Annotated in this window: 18 protein-coding genes and 1 pseudogene; 7 read left to right on the top strand and 12 right to left on the bottom strand. The window is 72.0% G+C overall.

All coding sequences use genetic code 11. The annotated features are described in order from the left end of the window. Positions 1-6 precede the first annotated feature (6 nt). Together AB0N14_RS16495 and AB0N14_RS16490 are read right to left on the bottom strand one after the other, a co-directional pair. Entirely contained in the window at positions 7-768 is a 762-nt protein-coding gene (locus AB0N14_RS16495; RefSeq protein ID WP_366026339.1) for a DUF4142 domain-containing protein, read from the bottom strand. Positions 769-1,067: 299 nt separating this feature from the next. Continuing rightward, positions 1,068-2,372, bottom strand: coding sequence for a DUF692 domain-containing protein (locus AB0N14_RS16490; RefSeq protein ID WP_366026338.1), 1,305 nt, complete (start codon positions 2,370-2,372; stop codon positions 1,068-1,070). 373 nt (positions 2,373-2,745) lie between these two features. Here AB0N14_RS16490 and AB0N14_RS16485 point away from each other — a divergent pair, with 373 nt between their 5' ends. Beyond that, complete coding sequence (locus tag AB0N14_RS16485) at positions 2,746-3,297, top strand: YciI family protein (RefSeq protein ID WP_366026337.1); 552 nt, start codon at positions 2,746-2,748, stop codon at positions 3,295-3,297. A 34-nt stretch (positions 3,298-3,331) separates the two neighbouring features. Here the strand turns inward: AB0N14_RS16485 and AB0N14_RS16480 are convergent, their stop codons facing one another. Together AB0N14_RS16480 and AB0N14_RS16475 are read right to left on the bottom strand one after the other, a co-directional pair. Next, entirely contained in the window at positions 3,332-4,051 is a 720-nt protein-coding gene (locus AB0N14_RS16480) for an aminoacyl-tRNA hydrolase (RefSeq protein ID WP_366026336.1), read from the bottom strand. A gap of 61 nt (positions 4,052-4,112) precedes the next feature. Further along, positions 4,113-4,313: a hypothetical protein gene (locus AB0N14_RS16475; RefSeq protein WP_366026335.1), complete on the bottom strand. Its 201-nt coding sequence runs from the start codon at positions 4,311-4,313 to the stop codon at positions 4,113-4,115. A gap of 43 nt (positions 4,314-4,356) precedes the next feature. Between AB0N14_RS16475 and AB0N14_RS16470 the strand changes: the two are divergent. Beyond that, positions 4,357-4,458, top strand: a pseudogene (locus AB0N14_RS16470) (polysaccharide deacetylase); the annotation flags it as partial. Between the two features lie 176 nt (positions 4,459-4,634). On the opposite strand, the gene AB0N14_RS16465 reads toward AB0N14_RS16470, so the two are convergent. From AB0N14_RS16465 to zapE, 6 genes are all read right to left on the bottom strand, one after another. Next, on the bottom strand, positions 4,635-5,522 hold the full coding sequence (locus tag AB0N14_RS16465) for a PPK2 family polyphosphate kinase (RefSeq protein WP_366026334.1): 888 nt from the start codon (positions 5,520-5,522) through the stop codon (positions 4,635-4,637). 37 nt (positions 5,523-5,559) lie between these two features. Beyond that, positions 5,560-6,618 carry an SPFH domain-containing protein gene (locus AB0N14_RS16460; protein WP_366026333.1) on the bottom strand — a complete coding sequence of 353 codons (1,059 nt, stop codon included), beginning with the start codon at positions 6,616-6,618 and terminating at the stop codon, positions 5,560-5,562. A gap of 145 nt (positions 6,619-6,763) precedes the next feature. Further along, complete coding sequence (locus AB0N14_RS16455) at positions 6,764-8,248, bottom strand: SulP family inorganic anion transporter (protein ID WP_366026332.1); 1,485 nt, start codon at positions 8,246-8,248, stop codon at positions 6,764-6,766. A gap of 8 nt (positions 8,249-8,256) precedes the next feature. Beyond that, a complete protein-coding gene (locus tag AB0N14_RS16450; RefSeq protein WP_366026331.1) occupies positions 8,257-8,838 on the bottom strand; it encodes a carbonic anhydrase in 582 nt (193 codons plus the stop codon). A gap of 146 nt (positions 8,839-8,984) precedes the next feature. Continuing rightward, positions 8,985-9,386 carry a hypothetical protein gene (locus AB0N14_RS16445; RefSeq protein WP_366026330.1) on the bottom strand — a complete coding sequence of 134 codons (402 nt, stop codon included), beginning with the start codon at positions 9,384-9,386 and terminating at the stop codon, positions 8,985-8,987. A gap of 186 nt (positions 9,387-9,572) precedes the next feature. Beyond that, positions 9,573-10,673, bottom strand: a complete 1,101-nt coding sequence (gene zapE, locus AB0N14_RS16440; RefSeq protein WP_366026329.1) for a cell division protein ZapE — start codon at positions 10,671-10,673, stop codon at positions 9,573-9,575. Positions 10,674-10,710: 37 nt separating this feature from the next. Here zapE and AB0N14_RS16435 point away from each other — a divergent pair, with 37 nt between their 5' ends. From AB0N14_RS16435 to msrB, 4 genes are all read left to right on the top strand, one after another. Continuing rightward, complete coding sequence (locus AB0N14_RS16435; RefSeq protein WP_366026328.1) at positions 10,711-11,574, top strand: pyrimidine reductase family protein; 864 nt, start codon at positions 10,711-10,713, stop codon at positions 11,572-11,574. A 202-nt stretch (positions 11,575-11,776) separates the two neighbouring features. Continuing rightward, positions 11,777-12,250, top strand: coding sequence for an indole-3-glycerol phosphate synthase (locus AB0N14_RS16430; RefSeq protein WP_366026327.1), 474 nt, complete (start codon positions 11,777-11,779; stop codon positions 12,248-12,250). Between the two features lie 76 nt (positions 12,251-12,326). Further along, positions 12,327-13,721: a UDP-N-acetylmuramate--L-alanine ligase gene (murC, locus tag AB0N14_RS16425; RefSeq protein WP_366026326.1), complete on the top strand. Its 1,395-nt coding sequence runs from the start codon at positions 12,327-12,329 to the stop codon at positions 13,719-13,721. Between the two features lie 13 nt (positions 13,722-13,734). Next, on the top strand, positions 13,735-14,142 hold the full coding sequence (gene msrB, locus AB0N14_RS16420; protein WP_366026325.1) for a peptide-methionine (R)-S-oxide reductase MsrB: 408 nt from the start codon (positions 13,735-13,737) through the stop codon (positions 14,140-14,142). Here the strand turns inward: msrB and AB0N14_RS16415 are convergent. Both AB0N14_RS16415 and AB0N14_RS16410 read right to left on the bottom strand, forming a co-directional pair. Then, positions 14,088-14,684, bottom strand: a complete 597-nt coding sequence (locus AB0N14_RS16415; RefSeq protein WP_366026324.1) for an MASE1 domain-containing protein — start codon at positions 14,682-14,684, stop codon at positions 14,088-14,090. The genes msrB and AB0N14_RS16415 overlap by 55 nt on opposite strands. Before the next feature lie 105 nt (positions 14,685-14,789). Further along, entirely contained in the window at positions 14,790-14,969 is a 180-nt protein-coding gene (locus AB0N14_RS16410) for a hypothetical protein (RefSeq protein WP_366026423.1), read from the bottom strand. A 176-nt stretch (positions 14,970-15,145) separates the two neighbouring features. Between AB0N14_RS16410 and AB0N14_RS16405 the strand changes: the two genes are divergently transcribed. Next, positions 15,146-16,156, top strand: a complete 1,011-nt coding sequence (locus AB0N14_RS16405) for a substrate-binding domain-containing protein (protein WP_366026323.1) — start codon at positions 15,146-15,148, stop codon at positions 16,154-16,156. The last annotated feature ends 15 nt before the right edge of the window (positions 16,157-16,171 follow it).

Below are 16,171 nucleotides of genomic sequence, written 5' to 3'. Positions count from 1 at the left end.
GGTGGGTCACGGCGGTGGGCTCGACGCGGCCGGAGGCAGTGTGTACGTCGGCGACGGGGTCACCGGGACCGGTGTGCCGGGGTCGTCCGTGGGCCCGGGAGGCGCGGGGGAGTGGGTGAGCGGGGGCGGGCTCGAGGTGGCCGCGTCCTGCGCCAGCGCGTCGAAGTCGACGTAACCGGTGGCCTCCAGGACCTTGATGTGGTCCAGGACCGTCGCGTTCGCGTCGTCGGCGAGGGCGCGCACGAGCGAGTTCCGGGTCGTGGCGCGGACCTGGGCGACGACGGTGAAGACCTTGCCGTGGGCCCGGCGGAGCAGGTTGGCGAAGTCGCGGTCGTACTCCTCGCCCTGGGCGGCGTCGAGGGTGTCGAGCCACTGGCGCTGCTGGGCGTTCGGCTGGTTGGGCAGGGCGAGGCCGAGCCGCGCGGCGACATCGCGGACCCGGGCGTCCAGGAAGGTGTGGCCCCGCACCAGGTGCTCGCCCGCGGTGCGGACGGCCTCGGTGGTGCCCTTCTGCTCGGCCTCCTGTCCCGCGGGCAGTTCCCACAGCCCGGCCAGCCGGACCTTGGTGATGAAGTCGCGGTCCAGTGCGGACAGCGGACCGTACCGGGTCGACACGGACTCGGCGTTCAGAGTGTCCACGCCGGTGCCGGCGCGGTCCGCGTAGGACCAGACCGGGAAGACCAGCGCGGCGAGGGTCCCCGCGAGCAAGATGATGAGGATCCCGGTGCCGCTGAGGACGCCGCGGCCTCGGACGGGTCTGGATCTCATGGTGCCTCCTGCTTGCGGCACCGCACGCTAGTGCGCTTCGGGTGCGAGTTGGCATATTACTGCGCCGTACACGCCAACTGCCGTACCAGACGAAGCGGCTGTAAACCGGGCATCGCGCACTGAATGCCGCAGTCGCAAGACCGGGCATTGCAGAACGAATCGCGGCAAGCAACCGCTCTCCCCGAAGGGCGCGACTGTTGTGTTAACCACGGCACATTCCCCGCGGACGACCTCCGGAACGCCCGCCGGAGTGATACGCGGCGGGCGGAGGCGGGCAGCGCCCCTGCGGGAAGTGCGCTTCAGTTCCGCAGCAGGACCCGGCGCGTGGCGCGGAGCACACGGGCGGCAGGATGCCGGGACGGTGGCGTGGGGCCCGAACGCTCCAGCCACCACGCGCGCAGCCGGCGCCGCGCCTCGTCGTCCTCCGGCCGCCCGGTGAGCAGGAGGTGCTCGGCGAAGTCGAGGGCGTCGCGCCGGTAGCCGCCGGTCATCGGGTGCCGCTGGGCGTAGCCGAGGAAGGCGGACCGGTACCCCTCCCCGAGGATGCCGGGCAACTCGGGCGCGACCTTGGCCACGACACCGGCCCGCTTGGCGGCGAGGGCCCGCGCCTGCACCCCGAGCCGCACCCGGTCGAACCCCTCGGGCACGGGAGTGCCGGCGACGAGACAGGACAGCAGCGCGGCCTGAGCGAGCCCGAGCCGCTGCCGGGCCGCTTCGGTGCCGTCACCCTGACGCCCGCTCGCTGCCGTTGCCCGGGGCGTACGCGTCCCCGGGCCGGGCGCGGCCTTCTCGACCGTCTCCCGGATGACGGCCAACTCCCGCTCCAGCTCCGCCGGTTCCGGGAAGTTCTCGTCGCGTTCCAGCAGGACGCCCGGTGGCGCGGTACGGGACGCCAGGTCCGCCAGGATGTCCAGGACCGGTGGTGGGACCGGGTGGGCGTGGCTGTCGTGCCAGACGCCGTCGCGCTCGTAGCCGCCCGCGACATGGACGTACGCGATCGCCTCGACGGGCAGTTCGTCGAGCGCCTTCGCCGGGTCCTCGCCCCGGTTGACGTGGTTGGTGTGGAGGTTGGCGACGTCGATCAGCAGCCGTACGCCGGTCCGCTCCACCAGCTCGTACAGGAACTGCCCCTCGGTCATCTCCTCGTCCGGCCAGGAGATCAACGCCGCGATGTTCTCCACGGCGAGCGGCACGGGCAGCGCCTCCTGCGCGATCCGTACGTTCTCGGACAGGACCTTCAGCGCGTCCCGGGTGCGCGGCACAGGCAGCAGGTGCCCGGCTTCCAGCAGCGGCGACGCCGTCCGCGGCCCGCCCGCCCGTACGAACGCGATGTGCTCGGTGACGAGCGGCGCGCCCAGGGCCTCGGCCCGCTCGGCGAGTGCGGCCAGCCGGGCCTCGTCGGGGCGGTCCGCGCCGCCGAGGCCGAGGGACACACCGTGCGGGACGACGGTGACGCCGCGCTCGCGCAGCCGTAGCAGTGACTCGGGGAGGTGCCCGGGACACACGTTCTCGGCCACGACCTCGACCCAGTCGAGGCCCGGCATGCGCTCCACCGTGTCGGCGATCTCCGGCCGCCACCCGATGCCCGTACCCAGTCGCTCCATCGTCCCCTCCCTCGCCCGGCCCGCCCGTACCCGTGGACCGCCCGCTGTCGCGGTGACGGAGTCATGGCCCCGGCTGTCGGCTCCGAACCCCTGACCGGGGACGTTCAGAGCAACATTTGAGGTTCCCGCCGACCGGCGCCGTCATCCTGGATGATCGGCTGGGCCGACCCCGTTGCTTCGGTACCGGTGACCGTGTCGGTGCAGGTGGCGAGCGGGGCGACCGGCCCGGCCAACTGGCGGCTCCCGCACGAGGCGGCCTGACCGGGAGCCCGCGGACCGCGCCCGCCGCACCCGGCTGGCTCGCGCCCTGCGGGTCGCCTCGCCGCCGAAGCCAGTTGCGTTGTTGCCCCACGTCGGGGAAGAGTCCGCGGTCATGGAGTTCTTCTGCTACCACCGCGATCGGCCCGACTCCGTCGCGTTACGTGACGAGCTACTGGAACGGCACTGGTCCTACATGGACCGGTACGGGAAGGAGATGATCGCTCGCGGCCCGACCTTCGCCGTCGGCGGCGGCACGCCCACCGGCAGCGTGCACATCGTCGACCTGCCGGATCCCACTGCGGCCCGCACGTTCGCATTCGACGAGCCCAACTACCAGGCAGGCGTGTACCGGGACGTGCTGCTGCGCCGGTGGCGCAACCTGCTGGGGCGCACCATGTGGGATTTCCCCGGCGGCCGGGCCGGTGGCAACCGGTACCTGGTGCTCGGCCTCGGCTCGGGGCAGGCCGCCGACCTCGTCCTGCCGCCCGACCGGGACGAGCTGATCGCGTACGGGCCACTGCTGTCCGACGACGGCGCCGCTTGGCTGGGCGCGGCGGTGCTGGTCCGAGCCCCGGACCCGGAGACGGCACGCGCCGTGCTGACCGCGGACCGGTACGCCGACATCGAGGTCCACGACTGGGAGTTCGGAGGGCGGCGTTCGTAGTGCGGCCCGCGGGCCGTCAGCCAGTTCTCGGCGGTCAGTCGCCCCGCAGCGCCGGATGGTCCGCCACCACCGTGCAGCTGCCCGGGGCGATCTCCGTGAAGCCCGCGTCGCGTACCAACGGCAGGCCCGACTGGGTGAGTTCCTGCCAGCGCGACGGGGGAGCCGTGCGGACGGCGAGGGGAAAGCCGGCGTCGCGCCAGGCCGCTCGCTCCTCCTCCGGCAGGGCCCACCAGGCCAGTTGGGCGCCGTGGCCCGCCTGGGCCATCGCCTTGCCCGCCGACATCTCCAGGTCCGGATTCAGCCACAGCACGGGCGCCGTCGGGTCGGCCTCCATCGGCGGCTCCGGGTCCTCGAGGTCCGTGCCGGAGACCTGCAGCCGGGCCAGGTCCTTCGGCCAGCCGTCCAGCGGGACCGGAGGGAGGACCCGGACCTCCGCCGACTTGCCGGTGACCGTGATACCCGGCAGCGCCTCGGCCCGCCGCCACTCCGCGCCGCGCGCCCGCCGCACCACCTTGCGGATCCGCGCGTCCTGCCAGGCCCGCATCGCCCGCGCCCACTGGCCCTCGCCCAGCGAACGCTCGTCGCTCAGGATCGCGAGCACGGCACGCGCCGCCGTCTGAAGTGCGTCCGTGCGGGCCGGGGGAGCGGCGCGCTCGATGCGCACGACGAGCGGCAGCACGAACTGCGGCGCCTCGTCGCGCACGGTGCGCTCGGAACGGAACGGGCTGTCCTGGCGGGTCTGGTCACTGCTCACGGCGTCCAGTCTGCCAGGCGGAAGATCGGGGGATTCCGGTGGCGGGTGGGGGCCTGCCTGCTCACCCGGAGCAGGCCGTGCGCTGGGCCTCCTGCCATTCGCAGACGGGGCACAGCGTGATCCCCTTGTACGACTCCGGGTACTCCGTCGGCCGGCGGCACAGCACGCACTCGGCGAAGGGCGGGCCGCCCGCCTCGGGCGCCGGCCCCGGTTGCGAGGTGCCCGTGTCGCAGTGGCCGGTCATGTCGCGGTCATCGCTCATGCCCCCAGCGTAGGCACACCTGGCGCGGTCCCTACCGGCGCCGGCCCGCGGCCTCGATCAGCTCGGAGACCTTGACGGCAACCACTCCTACAGCCACTACTCCTTCACCCGGAGCTGCTACGGCCTGCCGGTCCTGCCCGAGAAGGGTGGGGCGCCGGGGAGCGTCGTCGGCTCCGCAGGCGGCGAGCGCGGCGCCGAGGGCACAGAGGGCGGCAAGGCAGGCGATACGTCGCACAAGAGGGATCACCGTACGAACGTAAGGTGGCGATTGCGATCAAAAGGGGATGTACTTGGTGATCTCGGTCGTAGTGGTCCGTCGTGTCACCCGCCCGGCCGGGACCGCGGCCCGACCGCGCCCCGCGCCAGCAGTTCGCGGTACTCGCCCACGTCGAAGTCCGCCGCCGGGTACCGAGGATCCAGCTCGCGCAGGTGTTCCAAAAGGAGCCTGCTGACGGCCCAGTTGCGGTACCACTTGTGGTCGGCCGGGACCAGGTACCAGGGCGCGGCCAGGGTGGCGCAACGGGTCAGGGCCGTCTCGTACGCCCGCTGGTAGGCCGGCCACAGGGCCCGTTCGTCGAGGTCGCCGGGGGCGAACTTCCACCGCTTTTGCGGCGTGTCGAGACGTTTGAGCAGGCGGCGCCGCTGTTCCTCGTAGGAGATGTGCAGGAAGCACTTGATGATCGTCACCCCGTCGTCCGTGAGGGACGTCTCGAACCCGTTGATCCGGTCGTAGCGGCTCTCGATCTTGTCGTACGCTGCCAGCGAGCGGACCTTGGCGATCAGCACGTCCTCATAGTGCGAGCGGTCGAAGATGCCGATCTCGCCGGGGCGCGGGAGCGCCTTCACCACACGCCAGAGGAAGTCGTGCCGCCGCTCCTCGGGCGTCGGCGCCTTGAACGCGTGGATGCGGCAGCCCGCCGGGTTGAACAGGCCGATGACGTGCTTGACCGTGCCGCCCTTGCCGCTGGTGTCCATGCCCTGGAGCACCAGCAGGATCCGGCGGCGGTCCCCGGCGGTCGCCGCGGCCCAGAGGCGTTCCTGCAGGCCCGCCAGGTCCTTGCCCAGACGGGCGGTGGCCGCGAGCCCGGCGGCCTTGTCGCCGGGGGCGCCGGGCGTCGCGCCCGTGTCGTGGGAGCTCAGGTCGACGGGCTCGCCGACGGGGAGGCGGAGCAGGTCACGCAGCGGGGAGTCGTCGCGCTTCTTCGCCATGGCGCACCCTTGATGGACGGCCGCACGCCTCCGGGCTCTAGAACGGAGGCGTCACCGCGTTCTCGGACGAGAGTGTGCGGGTCGCTTCCTCCGGGAGGTCGCGGGTGGTCTCCTCCGGGAGGTCGCGGGTCTTCACCTCCGGGAGGCCGCGGGTCTTCTCCTCCGGGAGGTCGGGCGCGGGCTCCCCCGTCGGCGGAGGAGCGGCCTCGGCCTGGGGTGTCCGGGTGGCCGCGGAGTCATCCGGTGCCGCCTGTCCGGCCGTGACCGCCGGTGGCGCCTGGGTGGCCGTCGGCGAGGGGGTGCGGGCACCGTATGCCGCCGGCTGCGCCTCGTGCTGCTGTGCCGCCCGCTCCAGGAACCTGAGCAGCTCCACCGGGAACGGCAGTACCAGCGTCGAGTTCTTCTCGGCGGCGACCGCCACCACCGTCTGCAGCAGCCGCAGCTGGAGCGCGGCGGGCTGGTCTGACATCACTCCGGCGGCCTCCGCCAGCTTCTTGGAGGCCTGGAGCTCCGCGTCCGCGTTGATGATGCGCGCCCGGCGTTCGCGGTCCGCCTCCGCCTGGCGGGCCATCGACCGCTTCATCGTGTCGGGAAGGGACACGTCCTTGATCTCGACCCGGTCGATCTGCACGCCCCAGCCGATGGCCGGGCTGTCGATCATCAGCTCCAGCCCCTGGTTGAGCTTCTCCCGGTTGGAGAGCAGGTCGTCCAGGTCGCTCTTGCCGATGATCGAGCGCAGCGAGGTCTGCGCCATCTGCGACACCGCGAACCGGTAGTCCTCGACCTGGATCAGCGCGTTCGCCGGGTCGACCACCTTGAAGTAGACGACGGCGTCCACGCGCACCGTCACGTTGTCCCGGGTGATGCCCTCCTGCCCGGGGATCGGCAGCGTCACGATCTGCATGTTGACCTTCTGCAGCCGGTCCATCATGGGAACGATCAGGGTGAAGCCCGGCGGCCGGGGCGCGCCGAGGAGCCGCCCGAAGCGGAAGACCACCCCGCGCTCGTACTGCTTGACGACCCGCGCCGCCGAGGCGAGGCCCACGAGTCCCGCGACTCCAGCCCCGACAAGGGCACCCACCAGCTCCTGGATCATGACGACCCCCTGGTCGAGAGGCCCGGTATGTGTGCACTTGCCACGATAGTTCCGTCGAAGCCCACCAGGCGAGGCACAACCGAGGGCCCGCCGGTGCACCACCGGCGGGCCCCACGGGGTCGGGGGGCCGGGCGGCCCCGCGTCGTCAGGTGCCGGACGCCACCTGCAACGGCTCCGTGCCGGACGTCATCCGCACCGGCTCCGTCCCGGCCACGCTGTGCCGCTCCGCCCAGTTCTCCAGGGCCGTACGGCAGGCGTGGTCCAGGTGGTGCAGCCCGGACAGGTCCAGCTCGACCGGGCGGTCCTGCGGCAGCGCCTCCAGGGTGTCCAGGATCTTCGGCAGCCGCAGGAACGTCGCGTTGCCCGACAGGTACGCCTGGATCGGGCCGGCGCCCTTGTCGATGACCTCGAGCTTGGCCTTCGAGGCCTCCCAGGCCGTCTTGACGATCGACATGGCCAGTCCGATCAGCACGCCCTCGAACATGTTCACCGCGACGATCGCGACGGCGGTGACCACGAGGATCAGCGCCTCGCCCCGGTGCGTCCGCCACAGCGAGGCGATCTGCCCGAACGGGATCAGCTTCCAGCCCGCGTGCACGAGGATGCCGGCGAGGGCGGGCAGCGGGATCAGCGCCAGGGCGGAGGGCAGCAGCGCCGCGAACAGCAGCAGCCACGCGCCGTGCAGGACACGCGACGCCTTGGTCTTCGCGCCCGCGTGGACGTTGGCGGAGCTGCGCACGATCACCGCGGTCATCGGCAGCGCGCCGAGCAGGCCGCACACCGTGTTGCCCGCGCCCTGGGCCATCAGTTCCTTGTCGTACTGGGTGCGCGGGCCGTCGTGCAGGCGGTCCACGGCGGCGGCGCTGAACAGGCTCTCCGCCGAGGCGATCAGCGTGAACGCCAGGACGGTGCCGTAGATGGCCGGGTGGGCGAGCTGGCCGAAGGCACCGGAGCCGGGCGGCTGGATGACGCCGAGCAGGCCCTCCACCTCGACCGTGGCGACGGGCAGGGAGAAGGCCAGCGAGGCGAGCGTGGCCAGGAGCACCGCCGCCAGGGCGCCCGGCACGGCCTGCGCCTTCTTCGGCAGCTTCTTCCACAGCACGACCACGGCGATGGTGCCCGCGCCGACGGCCAGCGAGGTGAGCGCCGTGGTGCTGCCGAGGGCGTCCACGAGAGCACCCGGCAGGCGCACGATCTTGTCGATGCCGGAGGCCGGGGCCTTCAGGCCGGCCGCCGAGTAGACCTGTCCGGCGATGATCACCAGACCGATGCCGCAGAGCATGCCCTCGACGACGGATATGGAGATCGCCCGGAACCACCGGCCCAGCTTCAGGGCGCCCATGGCGAGCTGGAGCAGTCCGGCGGCCAGCACGATCACACCGAGCGCCGGCAGCCCGAACTCGCTGACGGCCTCGAAGACCAGCACGGTCAGGCCCGCGGCGGGACCGGACACCTGAAGGCTGCTGCCGGGCATCAGCCCGGTGATGACGCCGCCCACGATCCCGGTGACAAGTCCGAGCTCTGCCGGGACGCCGGAGGCGACGGCCACGCCCACGCAGAGCGGGAGCGCGACCAGGAAGACGACGAGGGAAGCGGCGAAGTCCTGCTTGAGGAAGGGGAACTTGGTCATGGCGCCGCTCACAGGGCCTCGAACGTGTCGGTGTCGGTGCGGTGTTCGTGCACCGATCCGGTGTGGACCTCGTAGTACCAGCCGTGCAGGCGCAGCTGACCCGACTTCAGGCGCTGCTCGATGCACGGGTAGGAACGCAGGCGCAGCAGCTGCGCGAGCACGTGGTTCTGCACGGCCTCCGCGACCGTCGGGTCGTCCGCGGCGGACGACCGAGGCTCGGGCGCGGCGTGCGCGAGCCAGTCGCGCACGGCCGGTACGGCGGTCAGGTCGTCGCCGCGCACCAGCGCGCCGACGGCTCCGCAGTGGGAGTGGCCGCAGACCACGACGTCCTGGACGCCGAGGATCTCCACGGCGTACTCGATGGTGGCCGCCTCGCTGGTGGGGTGCTCGGAGGCGTACGGAGGCACGAAGTTGCCCGCGGTGCGCAGTTCGAACAGTTCACCGGGCCGGGCTCCGGTGATCAGCGCGGGCACGACCCGGGAGTCGGAGCAGGTGATGAACAACACCTGCGGGGACTGGCCCTCGGCCAGCCGCGCGAAGTCCTCCGGGCGCTGACCGTGCGCACGGGCGTTGTCGATGAGGGGCTGCATTGTCAGTTCCTCCTGGCGCGCCCTGAATGGCGCGTCGGTGTACGAAACATGGCAGATGCGGGTACGGCGACACGACCCACGTCGACGCGCTCGGCCAACGTGGCGTGGTGAGGGGAGGTCGTGTCAGCCCGCACCGGGCGAAGGGCTCAGCAGCGGAACACCTGGAGTGCCGCAGCGGTGGGAGCGATCGAGGATCTGGATATGCGCAGCGCGGCGGGAGAGGCGGCCGGTGGCCGCACGGCCGTGACGTCGCGTGCCGGCGCTACGAGAGCGGAGGTCTCCGGAGCGGAGTCCGCCGCCGCGCGGTGCCGGTCACGAGTGCGCAGCGGACCGGTGGGGCCGACCGGATGTCCGTGGTCGCCGCAGGTGACGACCTCGTCCGTCTCGTCGGCGCGCTTGACGGTGACCGCCTCCGGGGCTTCGACGGCCCTCACATGGGCCTGGTGCGCGGAGGCGGCGAAGGACGCGGTGGGTGCGAAGAGCTGCAGGGCGAGCAGGACGGCGGAGAGGATCGTGAGCACGAACCGGACCGTCACACGGCGTACCATGCGCCTCCTTCCCCTTGCCAGCGTCCGCCGAAGGTGTCTGGCCAACACGTTAACCCGGCAACCGCCTTTGCAGGGTTAACTTCAGGTTTCAGGTAAAGGAAAGCCCAAAAATCGAGGTGAGCGTGGCCTGAAGTCGTCGCTGACGCAAGTCAGTTTGAGTCTGCTACGCGTGAACGGGCCGTGGTGCTACTGGTCCTGAACGAGGCTCGCGGCGTCGCGTGCGAGCGCGGTGAGGCGGGAGATGGCGCGGAAGTACTTCTTGCGGTAACCGCCCTTCAGCATCTCCTCGCTGAACAGCTGGTCGAACGGCAGCCCGGAGGCGAGCACCGGCACCTCGCAATCGTAGAGCCGGTCCGCGAGCACGACGAGCCGCAGGGCCGTCGACTGGTCGGGCACCGGCCGGACGTCCGTCAGGCACACCGCCTTCAGACCGTCGGTCAGCGCGCCGTACCGGCTGGGGTGCACGCGCGCGAGGTGGTCGAGCAGCTCCGGGAAGGCGTCGAGCGAGGCGCCCGCGGTGGCGTACGCCGCCTTCGTCACCTGCGCGTCGGTGTACGGCGCCGGCGCCTCGGGCAGCCCGCGGTGGCGGTAGTCCTCGCCGTCGATGCGCAGCGTGCGGAAGTGGGCGGACAGGCCCTGGATCTCGCGCAGGAAGTCGGCCGCGGCGAAGCGGCCCTCGCCGAGCTTGCCCGGCAGGGTGTTGGAGGTGGCGGCGAGCGCCACGCCCGCCTCGACGAGCTTGCCGAGCAGGGTGGAGACGAGGACGGTGTCACCGGGGTCGTCCAACTCGAACTCGTCGATGCACAGCAGGCGGTGGCCGGAGAGCGTCTGCACGGTCTGCTGGAAGCCGAGCGCGCCGACCAGGTTCGTCAGCTCCACGAAGGTGCCGAAGGCCTTGAGCGAGGGCTCGGCCGGGGTGGCGTGCCACAGGGAGGCGAGCAGGTGGGTCTTGCCGACGCCGTAGCCGCCGTCGAGGTAGACGCCGCGGGGGCCCGCGGGCGTCTTGGGGGCCTTGCTCCTGCCGAACCCGAGGAACCCCCGCCTGCCAGTGGACTGCGTCCCGCCGAGCCCGGTCGCGAAGCCCTCGAGGACACGGACGGCCTCGCTCTGGCTGGGCTGGTTCGGGTCCGGGATGTATGTCGAGAAGCGGACCGAGTCGAAGCGCGGCGGCGGCACCATCTCGGCGACGAGCCGGTCGGCGGGGACGTGCGGCTCGCGTGCGCACAGCGACAGCGGGGCCGCGTCGGCTATCGGTTCGGTCCGGGAGGCGGCGGTGGAGGACGACACGCTTCCCCACTGTACGTGTCGTGCCACACTGCACGACATGCGACGCCTGTTCCCTGTGACCGACGAAACAGACGAGACAGCGGCCAGGCCGGGTGTTCCGGCCCCGGACACCGGGGAGGCGCCGGACACCGGGGAGGCGCCGGGCGCCGGCGCGGTGGGCGGCTCCGTCGAGCGCGAGTGGTCGCTGGAGGAGCTCGCCGCGGCCTACGCCTATCCGGAGCCCCCGCCCGGCGGCCGGGAGCCCTGGCTGCGGGCCAACATGGTCTCCACGCTGGACGGTGCCGCACAGCACGAAGGGCGGTCCCACCCGATCTCCAGCGCTGCCGACATGCGGATCTTCGGCACGCTGCGGGGGCTCGCGGACGTGGTGATCGTGGGCGCCGAAACGGTACGGCAGGAGGGGTACCGTCCGGCACGCGAGCGTGAGGCCTTCGCGGCGATGCGGGAGGCGGCCGGACAGGGCCCGGTGCCCGCCATCGCCGTGGTCAGCTCCAGCCTGGAGCTGGACTTCTCCTGGCCCCTGTTCACCTCGCCCCTGGTGCCCACGCTGGTGCTCACCGGGGCTGCGGCGGCCCCGGACCGGGTGGCGGCGGCCGAGAAGGCGGGCGCCCGGGTGGTGATCGCCGGCGACGGCATGGGCGTGGACCCGGTGCGCGCCGTACGCGCCCTCGCGGAGCTCGGCATGACCCGGCTGCTCACCGAGGGCGGGCCACGCCTGCTGGGCCAGCTGGTCGTCTCCGGGGTGCTGGACGAGCTGTGCCTGACCGTCTCCCCGATGCTCACGGCGGGCGACGCGCAGCGGATCGCCGGAGGTCCCTCGCTCACGGTGCCCAAGCGCTTCGCGCTGGCGTCGTTGCTGGAGGAGGAGGGGTTCCTGTTCAGCCGGTACCGCCGGACCTGAGGGACAGGAGCGTACGAGGCGTTTCGTGGTCGAAGGTCCCGATTTGCGGCGACGGCGCGGAATCACCCGTTCCATTCAGTGTTCGGTGGGCACACTAGTTCTCGCGGATCCCGTGCCGGTGCCGGGGCAGGATGGTTTCCGCAAGGGCCGTGACGGCCCACCGGGAAAGGCCCGCGGTCCATGGAGGAGAAGGGCGCCTGTCGTGTTCACGAGCGTACTGATGATCGAGAAGGCCCTCACGTCCGCCGACGTGGAATTCGTCACCACTTTGCACGGTGACGAGCCGGTCTCCTTCCACGTCCTGCTGCAACCCCGCGGCGACCAGGCGGACCGCCTGCTGCGGGCCATCGACGACATCGCCCTGGGCGAGCTGGACGAGGCGGCGCACGAACGGGAGACACCGGAGGGCAAGGACGCCGCCGAGCTGGGGCGGCAGGCCCTGGATGTGTCCCTGGCGGCGCTGCGCGCGGCGGGCAGCGAGGCGGAGGGGCGCCTCATCGAGGACCACCCGCTGGACGCGCTCAAGGACCGGGTCGGCGAGGTCGGCGCGGACGAGGTGATCGTGCTGACCGACCCGCACTACGTGGAGGAGTTCTTCCACCGCGACTGGGCGTCCAGGGCACGGCACAAGGTGGGCGTGCCGGTGCTCAAGCTGTTCTCGCACAGCAAGGCGTGAGCGTCACCGGGACCCTCACGTGACGCACTAGGGTGTGTCGCTGAACGTCCGCCGTACCAGCACTCAGGAGACACGCATGGCACCCGGCCTCCCCACCGCCATGGACCGACCGCACTTCATCGGCATCGGCGGCGCCGGAATGTCGGGCATCGCGAAGATCCTCGCGCAGCGCGGGGCCAGGGTGGCGGGCAGCGACGCCAAGGACTCGCCGACCGCCGAGGCCCTGCGCGCGCTGGGCGCGACGGTGCACATCGGGCACGCGGCCGGGCACCTCGCCGACGACGCGAGCTGTGTCGTCGTCTCCTCGGCGATCCGGGAGGACAACCCGGAGCTGGCCCGCGCGGCCGAGCTGGGCATCCCGGTGGTCCACCGCTCCGACGCCCTCGCGGCCCTGATGGAGGGCCTGCGCCCGATCGCGGTCGCCGGCACCCACGGCAAGACGACCACCACGTCGATGCTCGCGGTGTCCCTCACCGAGCTGGGCCTGAAGCCGTCGTACGCGATCGGCGGCGACCTGGACGCCCCCGGCTCGAACGCCGTGCACGGCGAGGGCGACATCTTCGTGGCGGAGGCGGACGAATCGGACCGCAGCTTCCACAAGTACGCCCCCGAGGTCGCCATCGTCCTCAACGTCGAACTCGACCACCACGCGAACTACGCGTCGATGGAGGAGATCTACGAGTCCTTCGAGACGTTCGTGGACCGCATCGCCGAGGGCGGCACCCTGGTGATCTCGGCGGACCACGAAGGTGCACGCGAGCTGACGCGGCGCGTCACGGCGTGCGACGTGACGGTGGTGACGTACGGAGAGGCCGAGGACGCCGACGTACGGGTCCTGTCGGTCGTCCCCCAGGGTCTGAAGAGCGAGGTCACGGTCCTCCTCGACGGCCAGGAGCTCACCTTCACGGTCTCCGTCCCCGGCCGTCACTACGCGCTCAACGCGGTCGCGGCCCTGGCGGCGGGCGTGGCGCTCGGCATTCCGGCGGCGGAGCTGGCCCCGGCCCTGGCCGCGTACACGGGTGTGAAGCGCCGCCTGCAGCTGAAGGGCGAGCAGGCCGGCGTCCAGGTCGTCGACTCCTACGCCCACCACCCCACCGAGATGACCGCGGACCTGGAGGCGATGCGGGCGGCGGTCGGCGAGTCCCGCATCCTGGTGGTCTTCCAGCCCCACCTGTTCTCCCGCACCCAGGAACTGGGCAAGGAGATGGGCCAGGCGCTGGCGCTCGCGGACGCCTCCGTGGTGCTCGACATCTACCCGGCCCGCGAGGACCCCATCCCGGGCGTGACCAGCGAACTGATCATCGAGGCGGCGCGGGCGGCGGGCGCGGACGTGCAGGCCGTCCACGACAAGGCGGAGGCCCCCGCGGTCGTCGCGGGAATGGCGAAGCCGGGTGATCTCGTTCTCACCATGGGCGCGGGCGACGTCACGGACCTCGGCCCGCGGATCCTGGACCGTCTCGCACACAGTTAAGGGGTTGGCCTTCATGTCGTACGACGTCGACAAACCGGACGAGCAGTGGCGCGCGGAGCTGACCCCGGCGGAGTACGCGGTCCTGCGCCAGGCCGGCACCGAGCCCGCCTTCACCGGTGAGTACACGGACACCAAGACCAAGGGTGTGTACTCCTGCCGCGCCTGCGGCGCCGAACTCTTCACCTCCGGCACGAAGTTCGAGTCCCACTGCGGTTGGCCGTCCTTCTACGACCCGAAGGACACCGACGCGGTGGAGATCCTGGAGGACCGCTCCCACGGGATGATCCGCACGGAGGTGCGGTGCGCCCGCTGCGGCTCGCACCTCGGGCACGTCTTCGAGGGCGAGGGGTATCCGACGCCGACGGATCAGCGGTACTGCATCAATTCGATCTCCTTGCGCCTGATCCCCGACGGCGACTGACCGGGCCGGTGGTCAAGAGGGGCGGGGGCGGTGGCCCCAGCGGTCCCGTCCCGCCGCGTGGGCTGCCGAGGGGCCGCGGAGGTTCCGGGGGCGCTCGTCGTCCCCGGTTCCCATCTCCTCGCGGTCGGGCCTCGTCGCCTTCCCGGCATCCTCCGGGTGAAGGCCCCGAGGAACACCAGTGCCGGCGCGTCCCGCAGCCGGTCCATCTCGGGACGGAGCCCGGCGCGGCGAAGCAGTGCGTACGAGCACAACGGCGCGAGCCTGTTCCCGGCGACGATCGCGAGCACGGCGGGGATCGACGGCCCGAGAGAGATGTTGATCGCAAACGCGCCCAGTGCGATCCCAGGCCACATCCGGGGCCCGAGGAGCAGCAGCCCGGCGACGGCGATCCCGGTCGGCGGCCACAGCGGGGTGACCTGGCCGCGCACCAGTTGCTGGAGCAGCCCCAGCCTGCCCGAGGCGTAGTACAGCGCGGCGATGACGCAGATCTCCAGGGCGGTCGCTGCACCGCGCCGGAGCCTTTCGTGCCGCGCGACGGACATCGGGCGTCTCCCCATCGGCTCGGCCCCGTAGTCCATCGTCCGTCGGCCGCTCGCCATCCACCATGCGGTCACCGGGCGAAGCAGTGCGGCTGCTCCGGATGTTCCTCAGAGGGCCGGGGTGCGCAGGGCGAGGATGGCCATGTCGTCGTGGCCGTCGCTGGGGCCGTGGTCGGCGAGGGTGTGGACGAAGTCCTTCAGGGGCAGGCCGGCGTGGGCGGTGGCGAGACCGGCGAACTCGTCCAGACACTCTGGGCCGCGGTCCGGGTCCGGCGTCGCGGAGATCATCACAATGCGGCAGCAACAGCCGACTACCGGCGGTCGCTCACTTGACCACGGGCGGTCACCCGCGATTGGCTCCGGCACAGCGCGAGCCACCGAGCCGGTACCCCCCCGGCTCACTCCGCTCTTCCCGTACGACCGCCGTCCTCTGGCTCGGCTGCACAGCGAGGTGCCGCACCCCCATGAAGACCCCTCCCCTTCCGCGCAGGTCCCGCAGAACCCCGCTCGGCACCGCCCTGACCGCCGCCCTCGCCGCCTGCCTGCTGCTGGCCGGCTGCTCCGGCTTCGGCGGCGCCGGATCCGACGCCGACGCGAAGGCGTCCGGCCCCGGCCGGCTCAAGGTCGCCCTGGTCACCCACGGAGCCAAGGACGACGCCTTCTGGGAGCTGGTCCGCAAGGGCGCCGAGGCGGCCGCGGCCAAGGACGGCGCGGAGTTGACGTACGCGGGCGACCCCGACCCTGCGGGACAGGCGGAGTTGGTGCGGGACGCGGTCAAGGACCGGGTCGACGGCATCGCGCTGACACTGGCCAAGCCGGACGCGATGAGGGGAGCGATCGCCGACGCCAGGGCGGCGGGCATCCCGGTCGTGGGACTCAACTCCGGGATCGACGCCTGGCGTTCCGAGGGTGTGCTCGAGTACTTCGGCCAGGACGAGAGCGTCGCGGGCCGCGCCGTCGGCGACAAGCTGGACGACCTCCACGCCAAGCACGCCCTGTGCGTCATCCACGAGCGCGGCAACGTCGCCCTGGAAGCGCGCTGCGCCGGTGTGAAGAAGGCCTTCGCCGGCCAGAGCGACCTGCTCTACGTGGACGGCACCGACCTGAACGCCGTCACCGGCGCCGTCGCCGCCCAGCTGCGGCAGGACCCGACCATCGACGAAGTGGTCACGCTGGGCGCGCAGTTCGCGCTCGCCGCGGTCAAGTCGGTGCAGCAGGCGGGGAGCAAGGCGCGCGTCGCCACCTTCGACCTCAACACCGACCTGGTCGAGGCCGTGCAGAACGGGGACGTGCAGTTCGCCGTGGACCAACAGCCCTACCTCCAGGGCTACCTCGCCGTGGACTCGCTGTGGCTCTACAAGACCAACGGCAACGTCAGCGGCGGCGGCACCGCCCCGGTGCTCACCGGCCCGGCCTTCGTGACCAAGGCGAACATCACCTCGGTGGCGAAGTTCGCGGCGGGCGGCACCCGCTGAGCGGGCACCCGGTGC

This window comes from Streptomyces sp. NPDC051104 (genome assembly GCF_040682835.1).
Lineage (GTDB): Bacteria > Actinomycetota > Actinomycetes > Streptomycetales > Streptomycetaceae > Streptomyces > Streptomyces cynarae.
This window is presented reverse-complemented; position numbering and strand designations above follow the sequence as displayed.

Coding starts and splice junctions, on each gene's coding strand:
- AB0N14_RS16475 (WP_366026335.1), bottom strand. CDS start 4,313: ATGAGCGATGACCGCGACATGACCGGCCACTGCGACACGGGCACCTCG.
- AB0N14_RS16435 (WP_366026328.1), top strand. CDS start 10,711: ATGCGACGCCTGTTCCCTGTGACCGACGAAACAGACGAGACAGCGGCC.
- AB0N14_RS16490 (WP_366026338.1), bottom strand. CDS start 2,372: ATGGAGCGACTGGGTACGGGCATCGGGTGGCGGCCGGAGATCGCCGAC.
- AB0N14_RS16450 (WP_366026331.1), bottom strand. CDS start 8,838: ATGCAGCCCCTCATCGACAACGCCCGTGCGCACGGTCAGCGCCCGGAG.
- AB0N14_RS16410 (WP_366026423.1), bottom strand. CDS start 14,969: ATGATCTCCGCGACGCCGGACCCGGACCGCGGCCCAGAGTGTCTGGAC.
- msrB (WP_366026325.1), top strand. CDS start 13,735: ATGTCGTACGACGTCGACAAACCGGACGAGCAGTGGCGCGCGGAGCTG.
- AB0N14_RS16415 (WP_366026324.1), bottom strand. CDS start 14,684: ATGTCCGTCGCGCGGCACGAAAGGCTCCGGCGCGGTGCAGCGACCGCC.
- AB0N14_RS16405 (WP_366026323.1), top strand. CDS start 15,146: ATGAAGACCCCTCCCCTTCCGCGCAGGTCCCGCAGAACCCCGCTCGGC.
- AB0N14_RS16465 (WP_366026334.1), bottom strand. CDS start 5,522: ATGGCGAAGAAGCGCGACGACTCCCCGCTGCGTGACCTGCTCCGCCTC.
- murC (WP_366026326.1), top strand. CDS start 12,327: ATGGCACCCGGCCTCCCCACCGCCATGGACCGACCGCACTTCATCGGC.
- AB0N14_RS16485 (WP_366026337.1), top strand. CDS start 2,746: ATGGAGTTCTTCTGCTACCACCGCGATCGGCCCGACTCCGTCGCGTTA.
- AB0N14_RS16455 (WP_366026332.1), bottom strand. CDS start 8,248: ATGACCAAGTTCCCCTTCCTCAAGCAGGACTTCGCCGCTTCCCTCGTC.
- AB0N14_RS16445 (WP_366026330.1), bottom strand. CDS start 9,386: ATGGTACGCCGTGTGACGGTCCGGTTCGTGCTCACGATCCTCTCCGCC.
- AB0N14_RS16460 (WP_366026333.1), bottom strand. CDS start 6,618: ATGATCCAGGAGCTGGTGGGTGCCCTTGTCGGGGCTGGAGTCGCGGGA.
- AB0N14_RS16495 (WP_366026339.1), bottom strand. CDS start 768: ATGAGATCCAGACCCGTCCGAGGCCGCGGCGTCCTCAGCGGCACCGGG.